This is a genomic window from Enterococcus sp. AZ177, from assembly GCF_050544585.1.
Classification (GTDB): domain Bacteria; phylum Bacillota; class Bacilli; order Lactobacillales; family Enterococcaceae; genus Enterococcus_L; species Enterococcus_L plantarum.
The window spans coordinates 1,110,416-1,130,401 of record NZ_CP172944.1 but is presented as its reverse complement, the minus strand read 5'-3'; the positions used below and the strand labels follow the sequence as shown (position 1 = coordinate 1,130,401).

The following is a 19,986-nucleotide window of genomic DNA, read 5'->3' as shown; positions in this document are numbered from 1 at the left end:
GAATCTTTTACTTATAAAGTGGATATTTTTTTGTAAGCTCACTAACTGCAGCCCGAACTTCAGAAAGAGTCGTTTCATTCTCATGATTTTTTAACACTTTAACGATCAATTTTGCGACTTCAACACAATCATCCTCTTTGAAGCCTCGAGTTGTGATCGCAGGAGTACCAATCCGAATACCACTCGTTTTAAATGGACTAAGCTGTTCAAATGGAATTGAATTTTTGTTCGCTGTAATATTCACACTGTCTAGAATCGCTTCTGCTTCTTTTCCATTTAAACCAAAACCACTAACATCGATCAATAACAAATGATTATCAGTTGATCCGCTTACTAAACGCGCTTCAGGTGTTTGATTGATAACTTTCGTCATCGCTTTCGCATTTTCGATCACTTGTTCACTGTATTCTTTAAAGGTAATATCTAATGCTTCTTTAAAAGCAACTGCTTTACCAGCAATCACGTGTTCTAATGGTCCGCCCTGAATACCAGGGAAGATATTGCTATTGATTTTTTTCGCTAACTCTTCATTATTAGTTAAAATAAGCCCACCACGAGGCCCACGTAATGTTTTATGTGTTGTTGATGTTGTGATATCTGCAAAAGGAACTGGATTTGGATGTAAACCAGCTGCTACAAGTCCTGCAATATGCGCCATATCTACCATTAATTTTGCACCAATTTCATCCGCAATTTCACGGAATTTTTCGAAGTCGATGGTACGAGAATACGCGCTGGCACCCGCTACGATCAATTTTGGTTGATGCTCACGTGCCAAAATACGCACGACATTATAATCGATTACTTCTGTTGTTGGATCAACGCCGTAACTTACAAAGTTATACGTTTTGCCACTAAAGTTTACTGGTGATCCATGAGTTAAATGTCCTCCCGCAGACAAATCCATCCCTAAAACAGTATCGCCTGGTTCGATCAATGAAAGATAAGCGGCTGTATTCGCTTGTGACCCAGAATGTGGTTGTACATTTGCGAATTTAGCTCCAAATAATTCTTTCGCACGATCAATTGCTAAGTCTTCAACGATATCAATGAATTCACAGCCACCATAATAGCGTTTGCCAGGATATCCCTCCGCATATTTGTTTGTAAGAATACTTCCTTGCGCAGCCATCACACCTTTCGAAACAACGTTCTCCGATGCAATCAGCTCCAAGTTGTTTTCTTGACGTTCGTTCTCTTTTTCAATAGCATCCCATAAATCCGGATCAACTGTTTTATAATCCATTAAACAAGCCTCCATTTCATTTGTTTGTACCGATTGTATCATACTTAAAAGCTCTCTACTCGAAAATAGAATCAATTTTCAATATTTTTTGATTTGCTGCTTTTTTTAGACGATTCATATAAGCGATCCCTAACTCTGATTCTGGGAAAGCTTGGGCAAAAATAACATCGATATTCTGTTCATCTAAACTTCTGAGACCAGCAAATAACAGTTTAGTCCCTTGTTCCACTGTATCTTCCCCAAAAGAAAAAATAGCTGTTACCTCAGTTGAAAATGCTGATGTGATACGATCACTTGCAAATAGCCCGATTCGTTGATTTTTACTTTTGGCCCAATTGATCGCTTTGTCAAATACATCTTTATCGCCGTCTATGATCCAGACTGGAACATCAGGAGAATAATGCTTATACTTCATTCCTGGCGCCTTAGGAGCTTCCTTTTCAGTGATTAAATGCTGATCCAACGTCACTTTTCCTACTACCTGTTCCAACTGCTCTTTCGTAATAGCACCTGGCCTTAATACGACGGGAACTCCATTTTTTGTAGTCAAATCTAGAACGGTTGATTCTACTCCAATTTGTGTTGGTCCATCATCTAAAATACCAGCGATCTTACCATGTAAATCATGGTAGACATGCTTCGCGGTTGTTGGGCTAGGTTTGCCAGAAGTATTTGCACTTGGCCCAACCAAAGGAACATTTGCTTCTTTTATCAATTCAATTGTTTTCAGATTATTAGGCATCCGAAAAGCAACCGTATTTAAACCACCCGTAACTGTAGTAGAAAACGTAGTAGGTTTCACATCGAAAATCAAGGTCAAAGGACCAGGCCAAAAAGCATCGACAAGTGCCTTTGTATGTTTAGGAAAATCCGTCACATAGTGTGTGACCATTTCAAAATCACTGACATGTACAATCAAAGGATTGTCGCTAGGTCGTCCTTTTACAGTGTACACTTGCTTTACTGCCTGTTCATCCAAAGCGTTTGCGCCAAGTCCATATACTGTTTCAGTCGGGAAAGCTATCAGTTCTCCTTGACGGATCAACTCTGCTGCTTCACCAATTTCGTCTGTTGTAAATTGTTTTGTTTCCACTTTTTATCCCTCCTCTTTTTTAGTTGAAACAATCACCATTCGATCATTTCCTGATAAGTCTTGGGCAACTTCTACTTGTTTTTGAGGGAATGCTTGCTGGAAAAGTTCTTTAACGGCCTCTCCTTGCTGAAAACCGATTTCCAAATAAATTTTTCCTTCTGGATTCAGTTTATCTTTTGCTTCGTCAGCTAATCGCTGATAAATAGCTAATCCATCATTTTCCGCAAATAATGCTGTTTTTGGTTCGTATGTCCGAACGCTTTCATCCATTAATGCCCATTCAGCATTACTAATATAGGGAGGATTTGAAATCAAGATATCAATCCTTTTGTTTTTTATCGGTTTTAGCGCATCGCCGTGAATAAACTCAATTTCAGCCTCTAGTTGTTGTGCATTTTTCTTTGCGACTTTCAATGCTTCTTCGGAAATATCGATGGCTGTCACTTGCCAGTTTGGACGAGCTAATTTTAAACTGATTGCAATCGCCCCCGTCCCAGTCCCTACATCAACAACAGTTAGAGATTGGTTGGGATTTTCTTTTAAACAACGGTCTACTAATTCTTCGGTTTCAGGTCTAGGAATCAAGGTATGCTCGTTGACTAGAAAACGTTGTTCATAAAAATCACCGTAACCCAATAGATACTGTGGCGGATAATTATTAGCTAGTTGCTTCAAGTCCTCATTGATTTGTTGTTCATCTGCACATGTTATTTCATCTTTTAAATGGAGTAGCCAATCCGTCTTCGTCCACCCCTTTCTTTCTAGAAAAACAAAGAGGATACTGTATCCTTCTTTCCCATGTTTTTCTAAAAAAGAAGAAGCCCGTTCAAGGACTTCAAAATAACGGTTACCCATTTTGCATCTCTTCTAATTTTGATGTTTGATCGTATAACACTAAAGCATCGACGATTTCATCTAATTTTCCAGCTAAAATTTGATCTAGTTTTTGAATCGTTAACCCAATACGGTGATCGGTCACACGGTTTTGCGGAAAATTATAAGTACGAATTCGTTCAGAACGATCTCCAGTACCAACAGCGGATTTACGATTCGCATCGTATTCGCTTTGTGCTTCTTGCTGCATTTGGTCATAGACTCTCGCACGTAAAATTTTCATCGCTTTCTCACGGTTTTTGATTTGTGAACGTTCATCTTGCATCGCTACAGCAATTCCTGTTGGAATATGGGTCAAACGAACGGCAGAAGCTGTCTTATTGACGTGCTGACCACCGGCTCCACTTGCATGGTAGATATCGGTACGGATATCTTTATCCGCAAGATCCAATTCTACTTCTTCTGCTTCTGGTAATACAACGACTGTTGCAGTAGATGTATGAATACGGCCTTGAGATTCTGTTGAAGGAACACGTTGCACACGGTGTGCGCCGCTTTCGTATTTTAATTTAGAGAAGACATTGTCTCCTGAAATCATCATGATTACTTCTTTATATCCGCCAATCCCAGTGATGCTAGCTTCCAAGACATCTGTCTTCCAGCCTTGAGATTCCGCATATTTTTGGTACATCCCGAATAGATCTCCTGCAAATAAAGCTGCTTCATCTCCACCTGCTGCACCACGGATCTCCATAATGATATTCTTATCGTCATTTGGATCTGTCGGCAATAGTAAAATTTTGATTCGTTCTTCAAGAACGTCTTTTTCTTTTTTTAATTCTGATAGTTCTTCTTTCGCCATTTCTGCCATTTCAGCATCTAATTTTTCGCCTAACAGTTCTTCTGTGTCGCTGATTCCTTCTACTACTTGTTTATAGCGGCGATAAACGTCTACTGTTTCGCGAGTATTCGCTTCCTCTTTAGATAATTGCATAAAGCGTTTCGTATCACTAATCACTTCTGGGTCGCTTAATAATTCGCCTAGCTCTTCATAGCGATCTTCGATTGATTGTAACTGATCGTACATAGTTGGTTGCTCCTTTTTCGTTAAGTCACTGTTTTTTATTTTTCCTCTTTTTTACGGAGTTACTTATTTGCTACTTGTTCACCGTCAATTGGCGGATGAAAATAGTGATTTCGACACACTGGATAATAGGCTTCGTTGCCTCCAATTTGAACTTGGGTTCCTTCGTAAACGGGTCGACCATCAATGTAATGTAAATTCATTGTGGCTTTTTTGTGGCAGAACCAGCAGATTGTTTTGAGTTCTTCTAATTTGTCAGCATATAGCATCAAATATTTTGAGCCTTCAAATAGTTCATTACGGAAATCATTCTTCAAACCGAAAGCCATAACAGGAATATTAAGTTCATCTACCACTCTAGCAAATTCAATCACATGTTGTTTTCCTAGAAATTGAGATTCGTCTACTAATATACAGTAAGGTTTATACTCTAGCTTTTGGATTAATTCATAAACATTTGTTTCTTTAAAAATGGGAATGGCTTCTCTTCTAAGGCCAATACGGCTTGAAACGACACCTACGCCATCTCTAGTATCAAGTCCACTTGTCATGATCACAACAGGCTTGTCTTGTTCTTCATAGTTGTGTGCTACTTTTAAGATCTCAATGGTTTTCCCACTGTTCATTGCGCCATATTTAAAAAATAATTGTGCCATTCCTTCGTCGTCACCTCTCGTTTAGTTCCTCTCGTATTTTACTATAAAATCGAAGTTTTTTACAGTGGTAAATTTAAGGCTTATGTAGCAAGGGGGTTTTTTGTCAGGAATTTCCATTTTTGATATCATCCTAAATTGTTTGTTCTGTTATTTTAAACAGACCTTAACGCTACCAGAATAGTTTTTAGAGTTTTAAAATTCAATTTGGCAAAATTTATTCAAACTTTTAAAACGCTCCATAGATTAACAGAACATACAAAAAATGATGAACTTTGGAAGCCCATCATTTTCCCTCTGCTGTAATAGTTGTTAGTTTTTTAGAAGTATTCTCAAATGTTGTCTTTGCTTTTGTTACCCATGCACCTTTTGCGGAAGACTGAAAGTTTGAAATATAGTTTGCACTACTACTTTTTAATCGTTCTACTCGAGCTTGTCCCATACTTTTAACCAGTTGCTTTTTCGTTTCTGCCGTTTGAACACATGGCGGAGCAACCATGCCTCGTATCAAAGCTTTTTCCAATTCTTTTCGCAATCTTTTTAACTCCAGTTTCATTTTTTCACTACTCATTTTCTTTTTTTCTCTCCTTCTCTTTTAAAAGAGTAAGTTCATCTTCTATTAATCGAGTTTGATTCTTATAATGAATCGTATTTTCTTCTTGTTTATTTTCTAATTCTTTCATTGTTTGATTAACAACCCTATCCCCATCATCTTTACATTGTTCTAATAAATGATAAACTCTGCTCATATTTATTGGTTCACTGTATTCAGCTTGCTGATAATGATAGCGATAATTTTCTGAAAGATTTTCTAACGTACGACCAAATTTTTGCTTTTCATAAAAGGCTTCTTCTAACTCTTCTTCAATCTTTCTTTGGTTCTTTTCATACTCTGATTCTAACTCTGTTAATTTATTTACATATGTTCTCTCCATGAGAGGTTATCCCCCTATTTGTCTCGCTAACTCTTGGTCTGTTTCTACTTGTTTATTTATGGATGATTGTATTTGACCAATTAATTCATGGTATTCTTGTTGTATCAAAGATAATTCTGATATTTTTTGTTCATATTCTTCTTTTGGTTCTATTCGAACAATTGGCTCTGTTGCACCACCACCATTTAAAGAATCTAATACTTCTCCTTGATGTAATGTTGAGCCTATGGAGTCGGCTGTTTTTACAGTGTCTGTCCATAACTTATCTGAATCTTTCTTTGCTTCCCGATATATTTTTTTAATATCATCTATTTCTATTTGAAGGGTTTTACTCATTCCTTGTGTTAAAATCAATGCTTCGGACGCATCTAAATAAATTTCTTCTGAAGCAGATAATCCTCCACCACTTTTTAGAAATTTTGCTCGGAGTAATTCCAGTCCAATTAGTTTTTTTGTTGTATCAGTTTGAACCTTTTTTTGAGCAACATAAATTTTATTTAAATCAAGGGTATGTTGACGAATAAAATCCTGTTCTTCCTTTGTTAAAAAACCAGTAATGTCATGCTCTTTTCCGTTTTTTATGATGATAATTTTTCCTGGATAGATACTTCCAGGAACTCCACTCGCAGCTTTATTTAATGGGTCATTTTCAGATACAAAATAAATAATATTTCCACTATATCGTCAAAATAAATCGGATAATTCTTGTTGATTTGACTTCTTTAAATTTCCTAATAAATTCATCAATGGAGCTGAATTATAAAGTATAATATTCGGTATATTGTGTTCCATACCCATAATAGTTCCATTTCTTCCACCTAAAGAGTGCCCTGTAACTGTATCAATATCATAACCATTTGCTTTTAAATCGTTCATAAACTTGTTACTAGCATCAAAATATGCCGAGGAAGGGCCATCTCCTTTAAATGCTATATTCACCCATTGACCTATGTCTTTTGCGCTTTCTAATATACCATTGTCAAGGTTAGTACCAGTAAAGCCAACTACAACTTTTCCTGTGTTGTTATCCAAAAACGCTACGCCACTTGAACTTGTTTTAGGGTCGTAGAATGCATCTACTAATTGAAGGTTAGAAGGGAATTTCCCCTTTTCTTGTAATGTATCAATTTGCCCTTGAACCTCTTTTAAAGGTATATTATTAACTAATGCATTTTCTACTTCATAAGAAATTGTTGATACCGCACTGGTTGCCTCACTATCTTTTTTTATACCTTTATCTTTGACTTCATATTTACTCACTTACTAAATCCTCCTCAGATAGAGGTTGAAAATCAATAGAATCTGTGAAAAATATGCTTAATTTTTTATCAAATCTAAATTCTAACTGTTTATAACCAACCGAGTTACCTTCTAAGTCCCCAGTCCCTTTCAACAATAACATAGGTGATTTATCTGTAACAATATCATATTTGCTTCTCAATGCTTGGACATTGGAATCTTCATTTGTTAATTGATATTCTAATTCATACATTGGAACTTCTGGATTATACATTTTTTTTATATTTTTATATTTATCTAATATATCAAAGTTTCCATACTGAACAAAGAACTTAAATTTTTCAACCTTCTTTTTAATTTCTTCTCCTTGTACATCTCCTAATAAATGAAAACCACTATCATCATATATAACTGGATACTTTTCTTTCTCAATAGGCTTACTTAAATCATTAGAAGTCTTTCTAGTATAATAAAATCCTTTTGCTTTTCTTGTATTTCTATTGATTCTTAGTAACATACCTTCTGTAAATAAATCTCCTTCTTCTGTTTTACTCATTGAAAAGTCAGAATTTAACACCCAAACCCCCTTATCATCCTTATCAAACTCATTATCTCGATAGCCTTCCATATCGTAGAAACTTTCTAGATTTGGTGTTGGATACATTGCTAATACCTTATCAAAACTTTGTTCAATTTCTGCTTTATTTTTTGTTTCACATCCAGTTAATCCACTCATTATCATTAGTCCTCCTATAAATAAATATAATTTTTTCAAAATATTTTCTCCTCCTAAACAGGATGAAATTTATTTACACCTTAATCAATATTTATTTTACCAAAAGTAAGATGAAATAGATAGTTATATATTACATTTTCGTTATTTAATTTTAAATAATGTTACTGATTTATTGATAAAAAAAAGAGATAGTATGCTTTTAGCTTACTATCCCTCTACTTAGTATTATTATATTAAACTAAATTATTAATTGCCTGTTGCAATGCTAGTGTAGCATTATCAATATCTAATTGGTTAGCATTAAAATCATCATGTGTATTTGGCATCATCTAATTTAACTATTAGCGTTGACTATTAATGTACACTGTAATTTAATTCTCCCAATGTTATTACTTTATTAGCTAAGAAAATTTTTCTATTCTGTTTCCAATCACATTCGTTCTTTTCGCAACACTCGTAGAAATATCGACGCTATTTAATGTGCTTGTAAGTTTACTGATGAACGCGATACATTCCCAGAAATAGACTTACTATTTTAACTTCCATTCTTTAATTCCTTTCTAGTTTTATAAATATGACTTATTTCACTACTTATTATCCAATTAAAATCATTTAACTGTTTTTACGTTTTTTATTGTCATTATCACGAATTATTATAACTTGTTTAGAATCGCTGTGTACTACTGCACTAGGTTCTCTTTTTACTCTTGTAAAAAAAAGATGAGCCTGGGACATAACTAAAAAGGGTATGTTTCAGGCTCTTAGTAACCGAATAAACGGTGGGCGCAGAAGCAACTCCTTCGGAAATAAGCCGAAATTGCTGTAAAACACAACAAGGAACAAGTTGATGTTGCACAGTACCTACTTGGTCGCAAAAATTTGAAGAGCAATTTTCGTAAATTCCTTCTTATTTCTCGGAGTTAAACACTTCTGTCCCAACCTCACGTTTGATTATTCTAAACCAATAGATAAATGAAAACGTTCGATCTATTGGTTTTCTAAGTTTATTTTATTTTTGAGTAGCAACAAAATTTGCAGCTTCTGTTCCAGATTGACGTCCAAAAATGATGATGTCCGCCACAGCGTTTCCGCCGATACGGTTTGCACCATGTAACCCACCAGTTACTTCACCAGCGGCATACAAGCCTTTGATTGGAGCACCATCTTCTTTTAAGACTTCTGTCTTCGTATTGATTTTCACACCACCCATTGTATGATGGATTCCTGGTGCGATTTTGATTGCGTAAAATGGTCCAGTTGATAAATCATGATCCATTCCTGTTGTACGATTGTATTGAGTATCCGATTTCGTTTGAACCTCTTTGTTCCATTGTTCTACGGTTTCTTTTAGTTTTGCTTCAGGCATATCGATTTTTTTGGCTAATTCTTCGATTGTTTTTCCTTCGACTACAAAACCTTGTTCATTATAAAAATCGATTGCTTTCGCTCGATCACGAACACCTTGGTCAAAGACTAAGTAAGCTGATTTTTCTGGTAACGCAGTAATAGCAGCAGAAACTTTATCACGGGTATCCATTTCATTAACAAAACGCGTTCCTTCTTGCGATGCTAGAATAGCTCCTTCACCGCGAACTACTTCACCAATCAAAAATGATTTGTCTTGTTGCACGGTTGGATGGATTTGAATTTCTTGCATATCCACTGTGGCACCACCAAGTTTTTCGATCATCTTGATTCCATCACCAGTTGTACCTTCTTGATTTGTCGTTACGTAATCTTTTAATTTGGGATCGTATTTTTCAAGCATTTCTTTATTTGCACCAAATCCACCTGTTGTGACGATTACCGCATTTGATTTGATTTCTTTTGTTTCTTTGTCATTTAATTTCACTTTGACACCGTTCACTTGACCATCTTTTTCAGTGATTTCAGTGACATTTGCATTGACGAATAACGGAACTTTTTCTTCTTTGACATTCCGAACAAGTCCATCCACTAAGTAACCACCAATTGCAGAACCATCTGCTGGACGATGTGTACGCTTTTCGCTCATTCCACCAGTGATTGTCAGGTTGCTAAGTTCGATGCCTTTTGTATCTAACCAATCAATTGCATCGGCTGAATGGTCTACAAAAAAGCGTAATAATTCTTTGTCGTTCGTCCCTTTTCCGCCTTTTAGTGTTTCTTCAAAAAATTTATCATTACTATCTGTGATCCCTTCGACTTTTTGGTATTTTGTTTCTGATGCATTCATACCTGAAGACGACTTGATTGTATTTCCACCCGCAACGGGCATTTTTTCTAGAATTGCTGGATTCATTCCCGCTTCTTTGGCTTGTAATGCCGCAGTCATACCCGCTCCCCCAGCACCAATGATCACGATATCATATTGATCCTTCAATTCGCTTAAATCCGTATAACCATTGGCCGATGCTCCAGAAGTAACTTCTGTGCTTTCTTTAGATTCTTTCCTTTTCTTCGCTGTTTTTTCTTGATCACTAGTACAGCCCACAGCAATTCCAGCAAACAAACTCAACGATAGTAAACTTATGATGACTTTTTTCATTTTTTCCCCACCTCGGTAAATTTTATCCAATCAACCCTGATTATTTCATTATAGAAAAAGCCGCTAAAATGTGATTTAATTCACATTCATTTCAAGAAAAAAGTAGCTGGTGCAACTTATTTCACTCCTTTTAAAAAAATAAGAAACAAAACAATGTTACTTCTATCACAATTAAAATAGCATGTTCTTGTTCATTTGTGCTAGATTCTTATTTTTTTTAATCAATTTCTTATTTCTTCTAAGCATTTATTCTTTGTTTGCCCATCATTTATTTTCTGCTATACTTGTTTTAACGATGTTCAGGAGGTCCATTATGAATCGATTTCGGCTTTTATGGCTGGCACAGCGCAAAGGAAGGCGTTTTATTTCTAATAATTTATCATCTATCCAAATCATTGTTTCATATTATATTATTATGACCGTCGTTTCTTACTTATTATTTTGTTTACCATTTTTTAGAGAACCAGGCTCTCAAGTTGGTTTCATTGATATGCTCTTTATGGCGATTAGTACAGTGAGTGTTACGGGGTTGTCTACCTTTGATATTGACTCCGTTTTTAATGACCGTGGTGTATTGCTATTGGAAGTGTTATTTCAAGTTGGTGGACTAGGGATCATGATGATTTCCACAGCATTTATTATCCTTTCAAAACGCAGGATTTCTTTAAAACAGCGGCAATTGATCATGACTGATATGAATCAGCCTAAGTTAAGTGGCATTGTTCGGTTAATTCGCATCACGTTTACAATCATTTTATGGTTCCAACTAATTTTTGGTACATTTTTCTCTATTTATTTTTATTTTTCTGGCTATTATACAACCTGGTCAAAAGCTATTTTCTTCGGTTTTTACCAATCGATTTCAGCTGTGACCAACTCTGGCTTTGATGTGACTGGTGATTCGATTATGCCTTTTGCTAACGATTATTTATTCTTGATTTTGATCATGTTTTTGATTTTTGTTGGCGGGATTGGTTTTCCAGTACTGATGGAAGTTCGTGAGTGGTTATTTTTTAAAAAGAAAAAACGTGGTTTACCTTTCCGCTTTTCATTATTTAGCAAGATTGCATTATTGGCGTTTGTGATTTTGTTTGTGGGTGGAACGATTTTGATTTATTTATTAGAGAAAGACCATTTATTTGTAGGGATGGGAGAAATTCAGCGTTGGATTACTTCTATGTTTTATTCTATGACCACACGAAATGCAGGTTTGCAGATCAATGACTTAGGTGATTTTCAGATTACGACATTAATTGTTTTTTCTTTACTGATGTTTATCGGTTGTAGTCCCAGTTCTGTTGGTGGCGGGATTCGAACGACGACCGTTGCTATTATCGGCTTGTACTTGTACGCCTTTTTGAAAAGTGAAGATAAAATCAATGTGTTTGGACGACGAATCGATGACGATGATGTTAAGAAATCAATCGTTGTCTTTATGCTTTCAATGATCATGTGTTTCTTTGCCGTTTTATTTTTAACTGCTACTGAGGATCATCCATTGATTGCAATTATTGTTGAAGTTTCTTCAGCTTTTGGTACGACTGGATTGTCTTTGGGCATTACTTCAGATTTAACAACGGTCGGTAAGGTGATGATTGCACTTTTGATGTTTATCGGGCGTATCGGCATGCTGTATACATTGATGTTATTTGTACCAAAAGAAACACGAGATATTGGTTATGAGTATCCCTCTGAAAAAATTATTATTGGTTAAAAAACCTTGCTCGACATCACTTCTGATGGGTTGAGCAAGGTTTTTTTCGCTTAAATCAACACATTAACAATCAAATAGAGTAAGAATAAGCCTGAAATCAACCACATTGGTAAAGAGAGTTCCGATTTTTTCCCCCCAACCCATTTCGTCAGAGGATATGCTACAAATCCAAATGCCATTCCATCAGAAATATTCATTGTAAAAGGAATCAGTACGATCATAAGTATCGCAGGAAAGTAGTCACTAAAATCGCTAAAATGTACAGTCTTGATTTGTTGGATCATCAAGAATCCTGTTATGATAATTGCTGGTGCTAATGCCGAATCGGGAATATATGAAAGTAAAGGCAGTGCTAGTAAAGCAAGAAGAAAACAAATACCACTCGTAATCGAGGTGATCCCAGTTTCTCCCCCCTCCTCAATACCTGTTGCACTCTCAGCGGCGGCTACTGTGGGGCTTGTTCCCAAAATACTGGATAATAATGTGATAAACCCTGTGACACGATAGGCACGTAAATATTTCTTTTCATCCGCATCTGGCATCAACCCTTTCAGTAAGCCCATTGACTCAAAGATTAAAATCATGGATAAGGCAAAGACGCCCAATAAAAAGCTTTTAGAAAAAAATGCACTGAAATCTAATTGTAAAAATATGCGAGAATAGTTCCCTATCCCACTCAATGAAAAATGTTCTACAGGTTGTACCATTCCGAAGAAATTTGCACTGATTGTCACTACAACTATCCCAATAAAAAAACTTCCTTGCACGCCTTTTATAAAAAGAATCACAGTCAAGATCAATGAAAATAAAGTCAATAAGGTTAAACCGTTATCTAAAGGGGCTAGTTGTAAAAAGGTATGTTCTCCTCTTACTATCAAATGGCCTTTTTCCAGTCCAATCAATACAAGAAAAAATCCAATTCCTACAGTGATACCCGTTTTCAATGATTCAGGCACAACTTCTGCAAACAATTTACTTAACTTGGTAAACGCAACTAGTAAATAGACAATACCTGCACAAAAACTAACGGCTAATGCCTGCTGCCAAGTCAAACCTAAGGAAAGAACCAATGTATACGTAAAAAATGAATTGACCCCCATCCCCGTAGTTAAAACAATTGGAGCATCTGCCACAAGTCCAATCAAAATAGAGCCGAGAATCGAAATAAATATCGTACCGAAAATCGTTAATTCTTTTGGCAATCCAGCCTCCGCTAAAATCACTGTATTCACCATAATAATATAAGAAATAGCGAAAAATGATGTTGTTCCTGCTAAGACTTCTCGTTTTATATCTTCTTTTTTAAGTTTTTTCCAATAAAACATGAAAATCATCCTCCTAATAAAAAACGGCCTAGGTTCTGCTAATTCTAAATAAAAAACTTTTATGTAATAAAATTATTTTTTACTTAAATTAAGACAATGTAAGAATACCACATTGTAAGCGCTCTTCAAAATTTTTGAAAAACTTTTTCATTTATATATACAGTAATCAGCATAATTTGAAGAACGATTTAATCTCACATCCTTTTTTGTAAGATTCATGGTTTCTCCTCATCTCAGTCGTACATCTAACGGTATAAAATTAATAATAGTAAGAAAGAGTAAAAGGAATTAATTTTTTTTTTCAACTGTGGTATTATAGATTGAGTTTATTATTGAATGGCATAACGATAGTTGATATAAATTGGAGGGCACTTTATGGGAATCAGAAGTCATGTAGCAATCGCCGCTGGTAAAACTTCTCAATGGGTATTACAAACTTTCTTCAAAGGTGGGAGTAGCTACCCTGGAAAATTAGCATTAAAAATCGATCCAAAAATTTTGGATACCTTAGCTAAAGATTATGAAATTGTGGTTGTCACGGGTACAAATGGAAAAACATTGACGACTGCTTTAACAGTAAATATTTTAAGACAAGAATTTGATCACGTACTGACCAATCCGACTGGTGCCAATATGGAGCAAGGAATCGTTTCAACCTTCTTATCTGCTAAAAATAAAGGGGCTAAAAAGAAATTTGCAGTACTCGAAATCGATGAAGCAAGTTTAAGCCGCGTCACAAAGTATATTGAACCAAAATTATTTTTATTTACCAATATTTTTCGAGACCAAATGGATCGCTACGGTGAAATTTACACCACCTACAAATTAATCGTTGATGGTGCTGCTGCAGCTCCTAATGCACCGATTCTTTGTAATGGCGATTCACCGATTTTCAATTCAGTTGAAACGATCAATCCGCGAAAATATTATGGCTTTAATCACAAAGCAGATGAAGAACAGATGGCTCATTACAATACGGACGGCTTACTTTGTCCTAAGTGTCACCATATTTTACATTATAAAATGATTACTTACGCTAATCTCGGGAAATATTATTGTCCTAATTGTAGTTTTCATCGCCCTGAGCTAGACGTACAATTAACGCAAATGGTGGCGATGGATAATACTTCTGCTGATTTCGTAATCGATGGAGCAGAGTACAGCATCGCAGTTGGCGGTATGTATAATGTATATAATGCTTTAGCAGCGACCTCTGTTGCTGAACACTACGGTGTTTCTCCTGAAAAAATCAGAGCTGGACTAAGCTATGATGAAAAAGTTTTTGGCCGTCAAGAAACAATCAACATAGAAGGTAAATTATGTACATTAATTTTAGTTAAAAATCCTGTGGGCTTAAATCAAGTTATTGATATGATGGCTCTTGCACCTTACTCTTTCTCACTTGTCTCTTTACTAAATGCAAATTATGCGGATGGAATCGATGTTAGCTGGATCTGGGATGGTGATCATGAGGCGTTTGCCCAAATGAATATTCCTGAAGTCATCGCAGGTGGTGACCGTCATCAAGATATGGCTTTACGCCTAAAAGTTGCAGGTATTTCTGAAGAGAAATTAAAAGAAGTTCCAAACTTAGACGACGTGATCACAGCAATCAAAGAATTGCCGACAGAACATGTATATATTTTAGCTACGTATACAGCAGTATTGCAATTGCGCAAATCGTTGGCTGCACAAGGCTATATTACCAGCTAAAAAGACTATTTAATAGCTTATATTCTTTCGCTATTAAATAGTCAATCAAATACGAGGTTACGTAAGACAAAACCTTGTTATCTATATATGAGGAGGAACAAACAGTGCCTAAAGAATTAGTTGTGTGTCATTTATATGGAAATCTGTTAAACACTTACGGCGACAATGGTAATTTACTGATGTTAAAATATTTGTCTGAAAAAATGAATGTAACCTTTCGCTCTGAAATTGTTAGTATTCACGAGCCATTTGAAGCGACTAAATATGATTTAGTCTTTGTAGGTGGCGGACAAGATTTCGAACAGTTGATCATTTCAGATGATATCCAGACAAAAAAAGAATCCTTGACTGAATATATTGAAAATGACGGAGTTATGCTCGCAATTTGTGGTGGGTATCAATTATTGGGCCATTATTACATGGGGGCTAAAGGTGAAAAAATTCACGGCATTGGTGCGCTTGATCACTATACGTTAAGCCAAGATAATAACCGTTACATCGGTGATATCGTGATTCATAATGAAGAATTTAATGAAACCTATTATGGGTTTGAAAATCATAACGGTCGAACTTTTTTAGGTAAAGGTGAACGCCCGCTAGGCAATGTTGTTAAAGGTAAAGGCAACAATAGTGAAGATGGTTCTGAAGGCGTTATTTACAAAAATGTTTTTGGCTCTTATTTCCATGGTCCCATTCTTGCACGCAATGAAAATTTAGGGATTCGGTTGATTAAAACTGCTTTAGAGAAAAAATACAATGAACCTTTCACCGTACCACAAGAAATGCAGACTACAGAATAAATAAAGAGTGTGGTACAAAAGTAAAAAATCACTTTTGTATCACACCCTAATGCGAAAAAACAGTGGGAGAAGGAGTAACCCTTTCGGTAACAAGCTGAAAGGGTTACTTCTTATTTCTCGGGATTAAACGCTTCTAATCCAGTCTCTTTTTATTTTAACTTTTACGCGTCAATTCCCGGTTCAGACGCAATAATCGTAAGATTGCCTTCAATGCGCCATTTGGCAATATCGGTCGGTAAAATGAAGCTTGTCCCTTTAGCCAATTCATAACGGTCAGTCTTCATTGATTCTGTGTCTTCAATAATTAAGTGACCGATGCCGTCAATAACGGTTGCTAATGTATAGGGCGCATTTTTCTTTAAATTCAATATCCCTTGGACTTGCCATTCATACACATTGAAAAATGGTGTTTTCAAATACGTAATAATGCTTGATTGTCCTTGGTTTTGTTGTTGAATCGATAATTGTGCATTTTTTGCCGGAACTGTCGTCACATCAACAGATTGTTGAATATGCAGTTCTCTTGTACGACCTTGATCATCCTTTCGATCATAGTCGTACACACGATAAGTGGTATCACTGCTTTGTTGTGTTTCTAAAATCATGATTCCTTTACCAATAGCATGAATCGTGCCACTTGGTACATAGAAAAAGTCGCCTTTTTTTACTGGGACTTTCTTGAGCAAGTCATCCCAGCGTTCTTCTTTGATCATCGCTTCAAGTTCTTCTCGGCTCTGGGCATTATGTCCGTAAATGATGGTTGATCCTGGTTCAGCGTCAATAATATACCAACACTCCGTTTTCCCAAGTTCGCCTTCATGAGCCATTCCATAAGTATCATCTGGATGTACTTGTACAGACAAATCATCTTCAGCATCTAAAATTTTCGTCAATAAAGGAAAAACAGCTCCCTTAGCATTGCCGAATAATTCACGATGATTCGTCCAAAGTTCATCTAGTTTTTGACCAGAAAATTCCCCATTTTCTACCTTACTTACCCCATGAGGATGAGCACTGATTGCCCAATCTTCTCCAATTTTATTGCTTGGTAGGTCAAAACCGAATACAGTCTGTAGCCGATCCCCACCCCAAATTTTTTCTTGAAAAACTGGCTTTAAAAATAAAGGTTCCTGCATAGTTTAGAGACTCCCTTCCATTAACACTCGTCAATTATACCACTAAAAAGAAAGCGATTCATCTTTGAGTGTTCTTTTTTCTTTTAAATAAATTTCAATAAGCTCATCTCTTTTTTGGATATACTCTTTCCGATTATCTACTGGATGAACACGATTAGAAAGGAAGATAAATCCCTCTTTTTCCAGAAGATCAATCATCAAAAAAGTGCCAGTATAACCTGTATGAAACAACAATGGTCGTCCTGTTAAATCATCTTTCAGATCCCATCCTAATGAGCGATGTCCTTTTCCACTAGGTGTTTGATCCTTTAATAGCGAGCGAACTGTATCTTTTTCCACTATTCTGGTTGTCTGATACAGCCCTTCATTCATGTACATTGACGTGAATTTTTTTAGATCATTCAAATTAGTGAAGAGTCCGGCATTTCCAGCATGTTCAGCTAAAACAAACGCTTTTGGATCATGCGTTTGTCCCTGAATCAATCCTCTGATAGGATGATTTTCAGTTGGCACGACTTTAGAAAAATCCTTAGGTAAAAAACTACTTTCGGTCATTTCCATTGGTTGCAGCACTCGTTCTTTAAAAATTTCTATAACATCTTTCCCTAATAATTCTTCCAACATAAAACCAAGTAAAATTGTTCCCGTATCTGTATACATTACCTTGTTCCCTATCTCTATACCTGGCCGAACCTGATTGTAAGCGGCTATTAATTCATCTTTTGACAAGGCATCTCGATTTTCGATAAAACTTTGAATATCAGATGTATGCGTCAAGAGGTGGCGAATCGTTATATTTCCATCTTCAAAAGCTGAGTAATAGGTGTTAAATGGTGCATCAATGTCAATCTGTCCTGCCTCCATCAACTGTAACACGACCGTTGTCGTACAAACGACCTTCGTTAAGGAGGCAACATCAAAAAGTAATGACGGCTTCAATGGTTCGATTTTAGGGATTATTTGAGCGTTCCCTATAGTGTAATCTTCAGATTCTCCTCTTGTTATAAACGAAAAACTGGCACCAGGAAAAACCTTCTCATCTACCAACTCTTCTATTTTTTGTTTTGTTTTTTTATACATGATTTATTTTCCTCATTGTTTGTGTTCAATTTTTATTCGTTAATTTCTAACAAACCACCATTCGATCTGACTAGGATCGTAAATCGTTAAAATCGTTAATTTTTTATCGACAAAAAATTCTTGTTTCTGTTCTTCTAAATGTTGTTTTAGATGCTCCATTTCTGTTTCATCATTTAAGGTTACAACAAAAAAATCTACTCCCAGCGATTTTTCTAAGGTAGCTTTTTGACTATTTTGTTCGACTGAATCGTCTAAAAAAATCCAAAAGTTTCTATTATTCATTGTTAACTTATCGTCTGTGTTATTTTCAGGTACCATTCCTAAAATGTCTTGATAAAACGAATGGTGTGCTATTTTATCACTTACATGCAGTTTAAGTCGATCAATTCTTACACCTGCCGAAAGGCTCGAATACAAAACGTTACTTTGATCAATCAACGATTGTATATCCAGTGTTTCAACTGTTTCTTTCATTTGACCTGTTGCGCCTTGATAACTAATTTCAAGTTCATTTCCTTCTGGATCTTCTAAAAATACACTTTGGCGATTTCCATCTTGTACTGATTTCTTGATTGGATAATTATGCGCTGTAATTCTTCGTAAAAGACTACCAAACTCTCCCACTGTTGGAATCAACAAAGAAAAGCAGACAGATTTTTCAAAAGATTCTATTTGTCCTTCTTCAGAAGCCGTTTCCTCTAATATCAGTAATCGACTATCTCTTTTTTGTGAACCAAATATTGATAAATTATTTTCCTCTAGCTTTAAAATAAACCCCAATACATTTTTATAAAAGTCAACCATTCTCTCTACATCGTTGATACGAATTGCAACCGTTTTCACATATACATCTTCAGCTAATTGAAACTTTCCCATTCGTCTTCCCCCTCCGAATGTCTCCATCTATTTATTCTAAACATGTCTACTGATTTCAGCAAGTAAATGCTCTTTTCAAAAAAAATGTCACTAGGAGAGCATTTTGATAAATAGGGGGCTTGCTCCTATACCAATCTAGGGATTCGATCATCTTTTTAACCATTTAGTTACTCTATACCAATTTAAAAAAACAGAGTTTAAATAACAGCTATACGTTCATACTTTAAAAATAATGAAAGTTCTTTGTGAATAAAAAATAATTGAACGCTAACTCTTGGAGTCAGTTCTCAATCATCTAGAAACTCAGAACGCCTAGCCTGCCTGTGTTAATTTACAGCTCATCTTAACTTGGTTTTAGGGTCTCATTTACCACTTGCTTTACATCGTTCACCACGTTTTCGAATGGCTGATTCGCATTGATTATGTAGCTGTTTGTGTATTCGATCACTTTACTTTTATTCTTTATTTCTTGATCATATAGAGCGCCGCGTTGTAATATGATTTTTGTATCCTCATCTCTCGTTTGTAACCTAGCTAAAACATTTTCTTTAGATACTTCTAAAAAAATTGGAATCACCATGTTGCCGAATTGGTTTTCGATTGCTTGAAATCCTTTAATTGTTAAAACGTCGTAAGCATAATGATCTGATGTTTTTTCAATCAACTCGGCTCTTCCAACGCCATATTGATACCCATGATATGTATCATGTTCTGCTAACGCGCCTGTAGTAAGTAGCTTCTCAAATCGGTCCTCTGATTCAAAGTAATAATCTATCTCATCTGTTTCCTCTTTTCTGATGGGTCTTGTTGTGTGAGAAATCACCTTGTACGATGCTGGAAAAACAGCTTCAGCTACCTTGGTTTTTCCTGAACCACTAGGACCTATCACAACAAAAAATGGATGCTTTAATTCGGTTCTTTTCACTGATCACTCCTCCTAATATATTGACTATACAATAACTAAAGTTTCCCTTCAATGAAAAAGAAAAGCCAAA

19 protein-coding genes and 1 pseudogene are annotated in these 19,986 nt (G+C 35.8%); 3 read left to right on the top strand and 17 right to left on the bottom strand.

Going from position 1 to position 19,986, the window contains the following annotated elements:
- Nucleotides 1-7: 7 nt before the first annotated feature.
- The 12 genes and pseudogenes from glyA to IGJ34_RS05450 all read right to left on the bottom strand — a co-directional run bounded on the left by glyA (nucleotide 8) and on the right by IGJ34_RS05450 (nucleotide 10,347).
- Nucleotides 8-1,246, bottom strand: coding sequence for a serine hydroxymethyltransferase (glyA, locus tag IGJ34_RS05505; protein WP_111248838.1), 1,239 nt, complete (start codon nucleotides 1,244-1,246; stop codon nucleotides 8-10).
- A 55-nt stretch (nucleotides 1,247-1,301) separates the two neighbouring features.
- Nucleotides 1,302-2,339 carry an L-threonylcarbamoyladenylate synthase gene (locus IGJ34_RS05500; RefSeq protein WP_206837539.1) on the bottom strand — a complete coding sequence of 346 codons (1,038 nt, stop codon included), beginning with the start codon at nucleotides 2,337-2,339 and terminating at the stop codon, nucleotides 1,302-1,304.
- 3 nt (nucleotides 2,340-2,342) lie between these two features.
- Nucleotides 2,343-3,194: a peptide chain release factor N(5)-glutamine methyltransferase gene (gene prmC, locus IGJ34_RS05495; RefSeq protein ID WP_069654624.1), complete on the bottom strand. Its 852-nt coding sequence runs from the start codon at nucleotides 3,192-3,194 to the stop codon at nucleotides 2,343-2,345.
- Nucleotides 3,187-4,260, bottom strand: a complete 1,074-nt coding sequence (prfA, locus tag IGJ34_RS05490; RefSeq protein WP_069654625.1) for a peptide chain release factor 1 — start codon at nucleotides 4,258-4,260, stop codon at nucleotides 3,187-3,189. Before prfA ends, prmC begins: the two co-directional genes overlap by 8 nt.
- 59 nt (nucleotides 4,261-4,319) lie before the next feature.
- Nucleotides 4,320-4,913 carry a thymidine kinase gene (locus tag IGJ34_RS05485; protein WP_069654626.1) on the bottom strand — a complete coding sequence of 198 codons (594 nt, stop codon included), beginning with the start codon at nucleotides 4,911-4,913 and terminating at the stop codon, nucleotides 4,320-4,322.
- Between the two features lie 283 nt (nucleotides 4,914-5,196).
- Nucleotides 5,197-5,445 carry a hypothetical protein gene (locus tag IGJ34_RS05480; RefSeq protein ID WP_141706557.1) on the bottom strand — a complete coding sequence of 83 codons (249 nt, stop codon included), beginning with the start codon at nucleotides 5,443-5,445 and terminating at the stop codon, nucleotides 5,197-5,199.
- 28 nt (nucleotides 5,446-5,473) lie between these two features.
- Nucleotides 5,474-5,845 (bottom strand): hypothetical protein, encoded by a 372-nt coding sequence (locus tag IGJ34_RS05475; RefSeq protein WP_430598311.1) that lies wholly within the window; start codon nucleotides 5,843-5,845, stop codon nucleotides 5,474-5,476.
- Nucleotides 5,846-5,851: 6 nt separating this feature from the next.
- Nucleotides 5,852-6,199 carry a hypothetical protein gene (locus IGJ34_RS05470; RefSeq protein WP_430598310.1) on the bottom strand — a complete coding sequence of 116 codons (348 nt, stop codon included), beginning with the start codon at nucleotides 6,197-6,199 and terminating at the stop codon, nucleotides 5,852-5,854.
- Nucleotides 6,200-6,529: 330 nt separating this feature from the next.
- Nucleotides 6,530-7,105 (bottom strand): hypothetical protein, encoded by a 576-nt coding sequence (locus IGJ34_RS05465; protein WP_430598309.1) that lies wholly within the window; start codon nucleotides 7,103-7,105, stop codon nucleotides 6,530-6,532.
- Nucleotides 7,098-7,859, bottom strand: a complete 762-nt coding sequence (locus IGJ34_RS05460) for a tandem-type lipoprotein (protein WP_430598308.1) — start codon at nucleotides 7,857-7,859, stop codon at nucleotides 7,098-7,100. Before IGJ34_RS05460 ends, IGJ34_RS05465 begins: the two co-directional genes overlap by 8 nt.
- A 714-nt stretch (nucleotides 7,860-8,573) precedes the next feature.
- Nucleotides 8,574-8,765 (bottom strand): annotated as a pseudogene (locus tag IGJ34_RS05455) (hypothetical protein).
- Nucleotides 8,766-8,829: 64 nt separating this feature from the next.
- Nucleotides 8,830-10,347 carry a flavocytochrome c gene (locus IGJ34_RS05450; protein WP_430598307.1) on the bottom strand — a complete coding sequence of 506 codons (1,518 nt, stop codon included), beginning with the start codon at nucleotides 10,345-10,347 and terminating at the stop codon, nucleotides 8,830-8,832.
- 313 nt (nucleotides 10,348-10,660) lie between these two features.
- Between IGJ34_RS05450 and IGJ34_RS05445 the strand changes: the two genes are divergently transcribed.
- Nucleotides 10,661-12,061, top strand: a complete 1,401-nt coding sequence (locus IGJ34_RS05445) for a TrkH family potassium uptake protein (protein ID WP_430598306.1) — start codon at nucleotides 10,661-10,663, stop codon at nucleotides 12,059-12,061.
- 50 nt (nucleotides 12,062-12,111) lie between these two features.
- Here the strand turns inward: IGJ34_RS05445 and IGJ34_RS05440 are convergent, their stop codons facing one another.
- Complete coding sequence (locus tag IGJ34_RS05440; RefSeq protein WP_430598305.1) at nucleotides 12,112-13,386, bottom strand: NCS2 family permease; 1,275 nt, start codon at nucleotides 13,384-13,386, stop codon at nucleotides 12,112-12,114.
- Between the two features lie 375 nt (nucleotides 13,387-13,761).
- On the opposite strand from IGJ34_RS05440, the gene IGJ34_RS05435 reads away from it, so the two are divergent.
- Nucleotides 13,762-15,099: a Mur ligase family protein gene (locus IGJ34_RS05435; RefSeq protein WP_206836148.1), complete on the top strand. Its 1,338-nt coding sequence runs from the start codon at nucleotides 13,762-13,764 to the stop codon at nucleotides 15,097-15,099.
- Between the two features lie 104 nt (nucleotides 15,100-15,203).
- A complete protein-coding gene (locus tag IGJ34_RS05430; protein ID WP_430598304.1) occupies nucleotides 15,204-15,899 on the top strand; it encodes a type 1 glutamine amidotransferase in 696 nt (231 codons plus the stop codon).
- A 161-nt stretch (nucleotides 15,900-16,060) separates the two neighbouring features.
- Here the strand turns inward: IGJ34_RS05430 and manA are convergent, their stop codons facing one another.
- The 4 genes from manA to IGJ34_RS05410 all read right to left on the bottom strand — a co-directional run bounded on the left by manA (nucleotide 16,061) and on the right by IGJ34_RS05410 (nucleotide 19,916).
- A complete protein-coding gene (manA, locus tag IGJ34_RS05425; RefSeq protein WP_206836151.1) occupies nucleotides 16,061-17,035 on the bottom strand; it encodes a mannose-6-phosphate isomerase, class I in 975 nt (324 codons plus the stop codon).
- Between the two features lie 42 nt (nucleotides 17,036-17,077).
- Nucleotides 17,078-18,115, bottom strand: a complete 1,038-nt coding sequence (locus tag IGJ34_RS05420) for a serine hydrolase domain-containing protein (RefSeq protein WP_206836154.1) — start codon at nucleotides 18,113-18,115, stop codon at nucleotides 17,078-17,080.
- A gap of 39 nt (nucleotides 18,116-18,154) precedes the next feature.
- Nucleotides 18,155-18,991, bottom strand: a complete 837-nt coding sequence (locus IGJ34_RS05415; protein WP_206836158.1) for a VOC family protein — start codon at nucleotides 18,989-18,991, stop codon at nucleotides 18,155-18,157.
- Nucleotides 18,992-19,334: 343 nt separating this feature from the next.
- Entirely contained in the window at nucleotides 19,335-19,916 is a 582-nt protein-coding gene (locus IGJ34_RS05410) for a guanylate kinase (RefSeq protein ID WP_430598303.1), read from the bottom strand.
- Nucleotides 19,917-19,986: the final 70 nt, after the last annotated feature.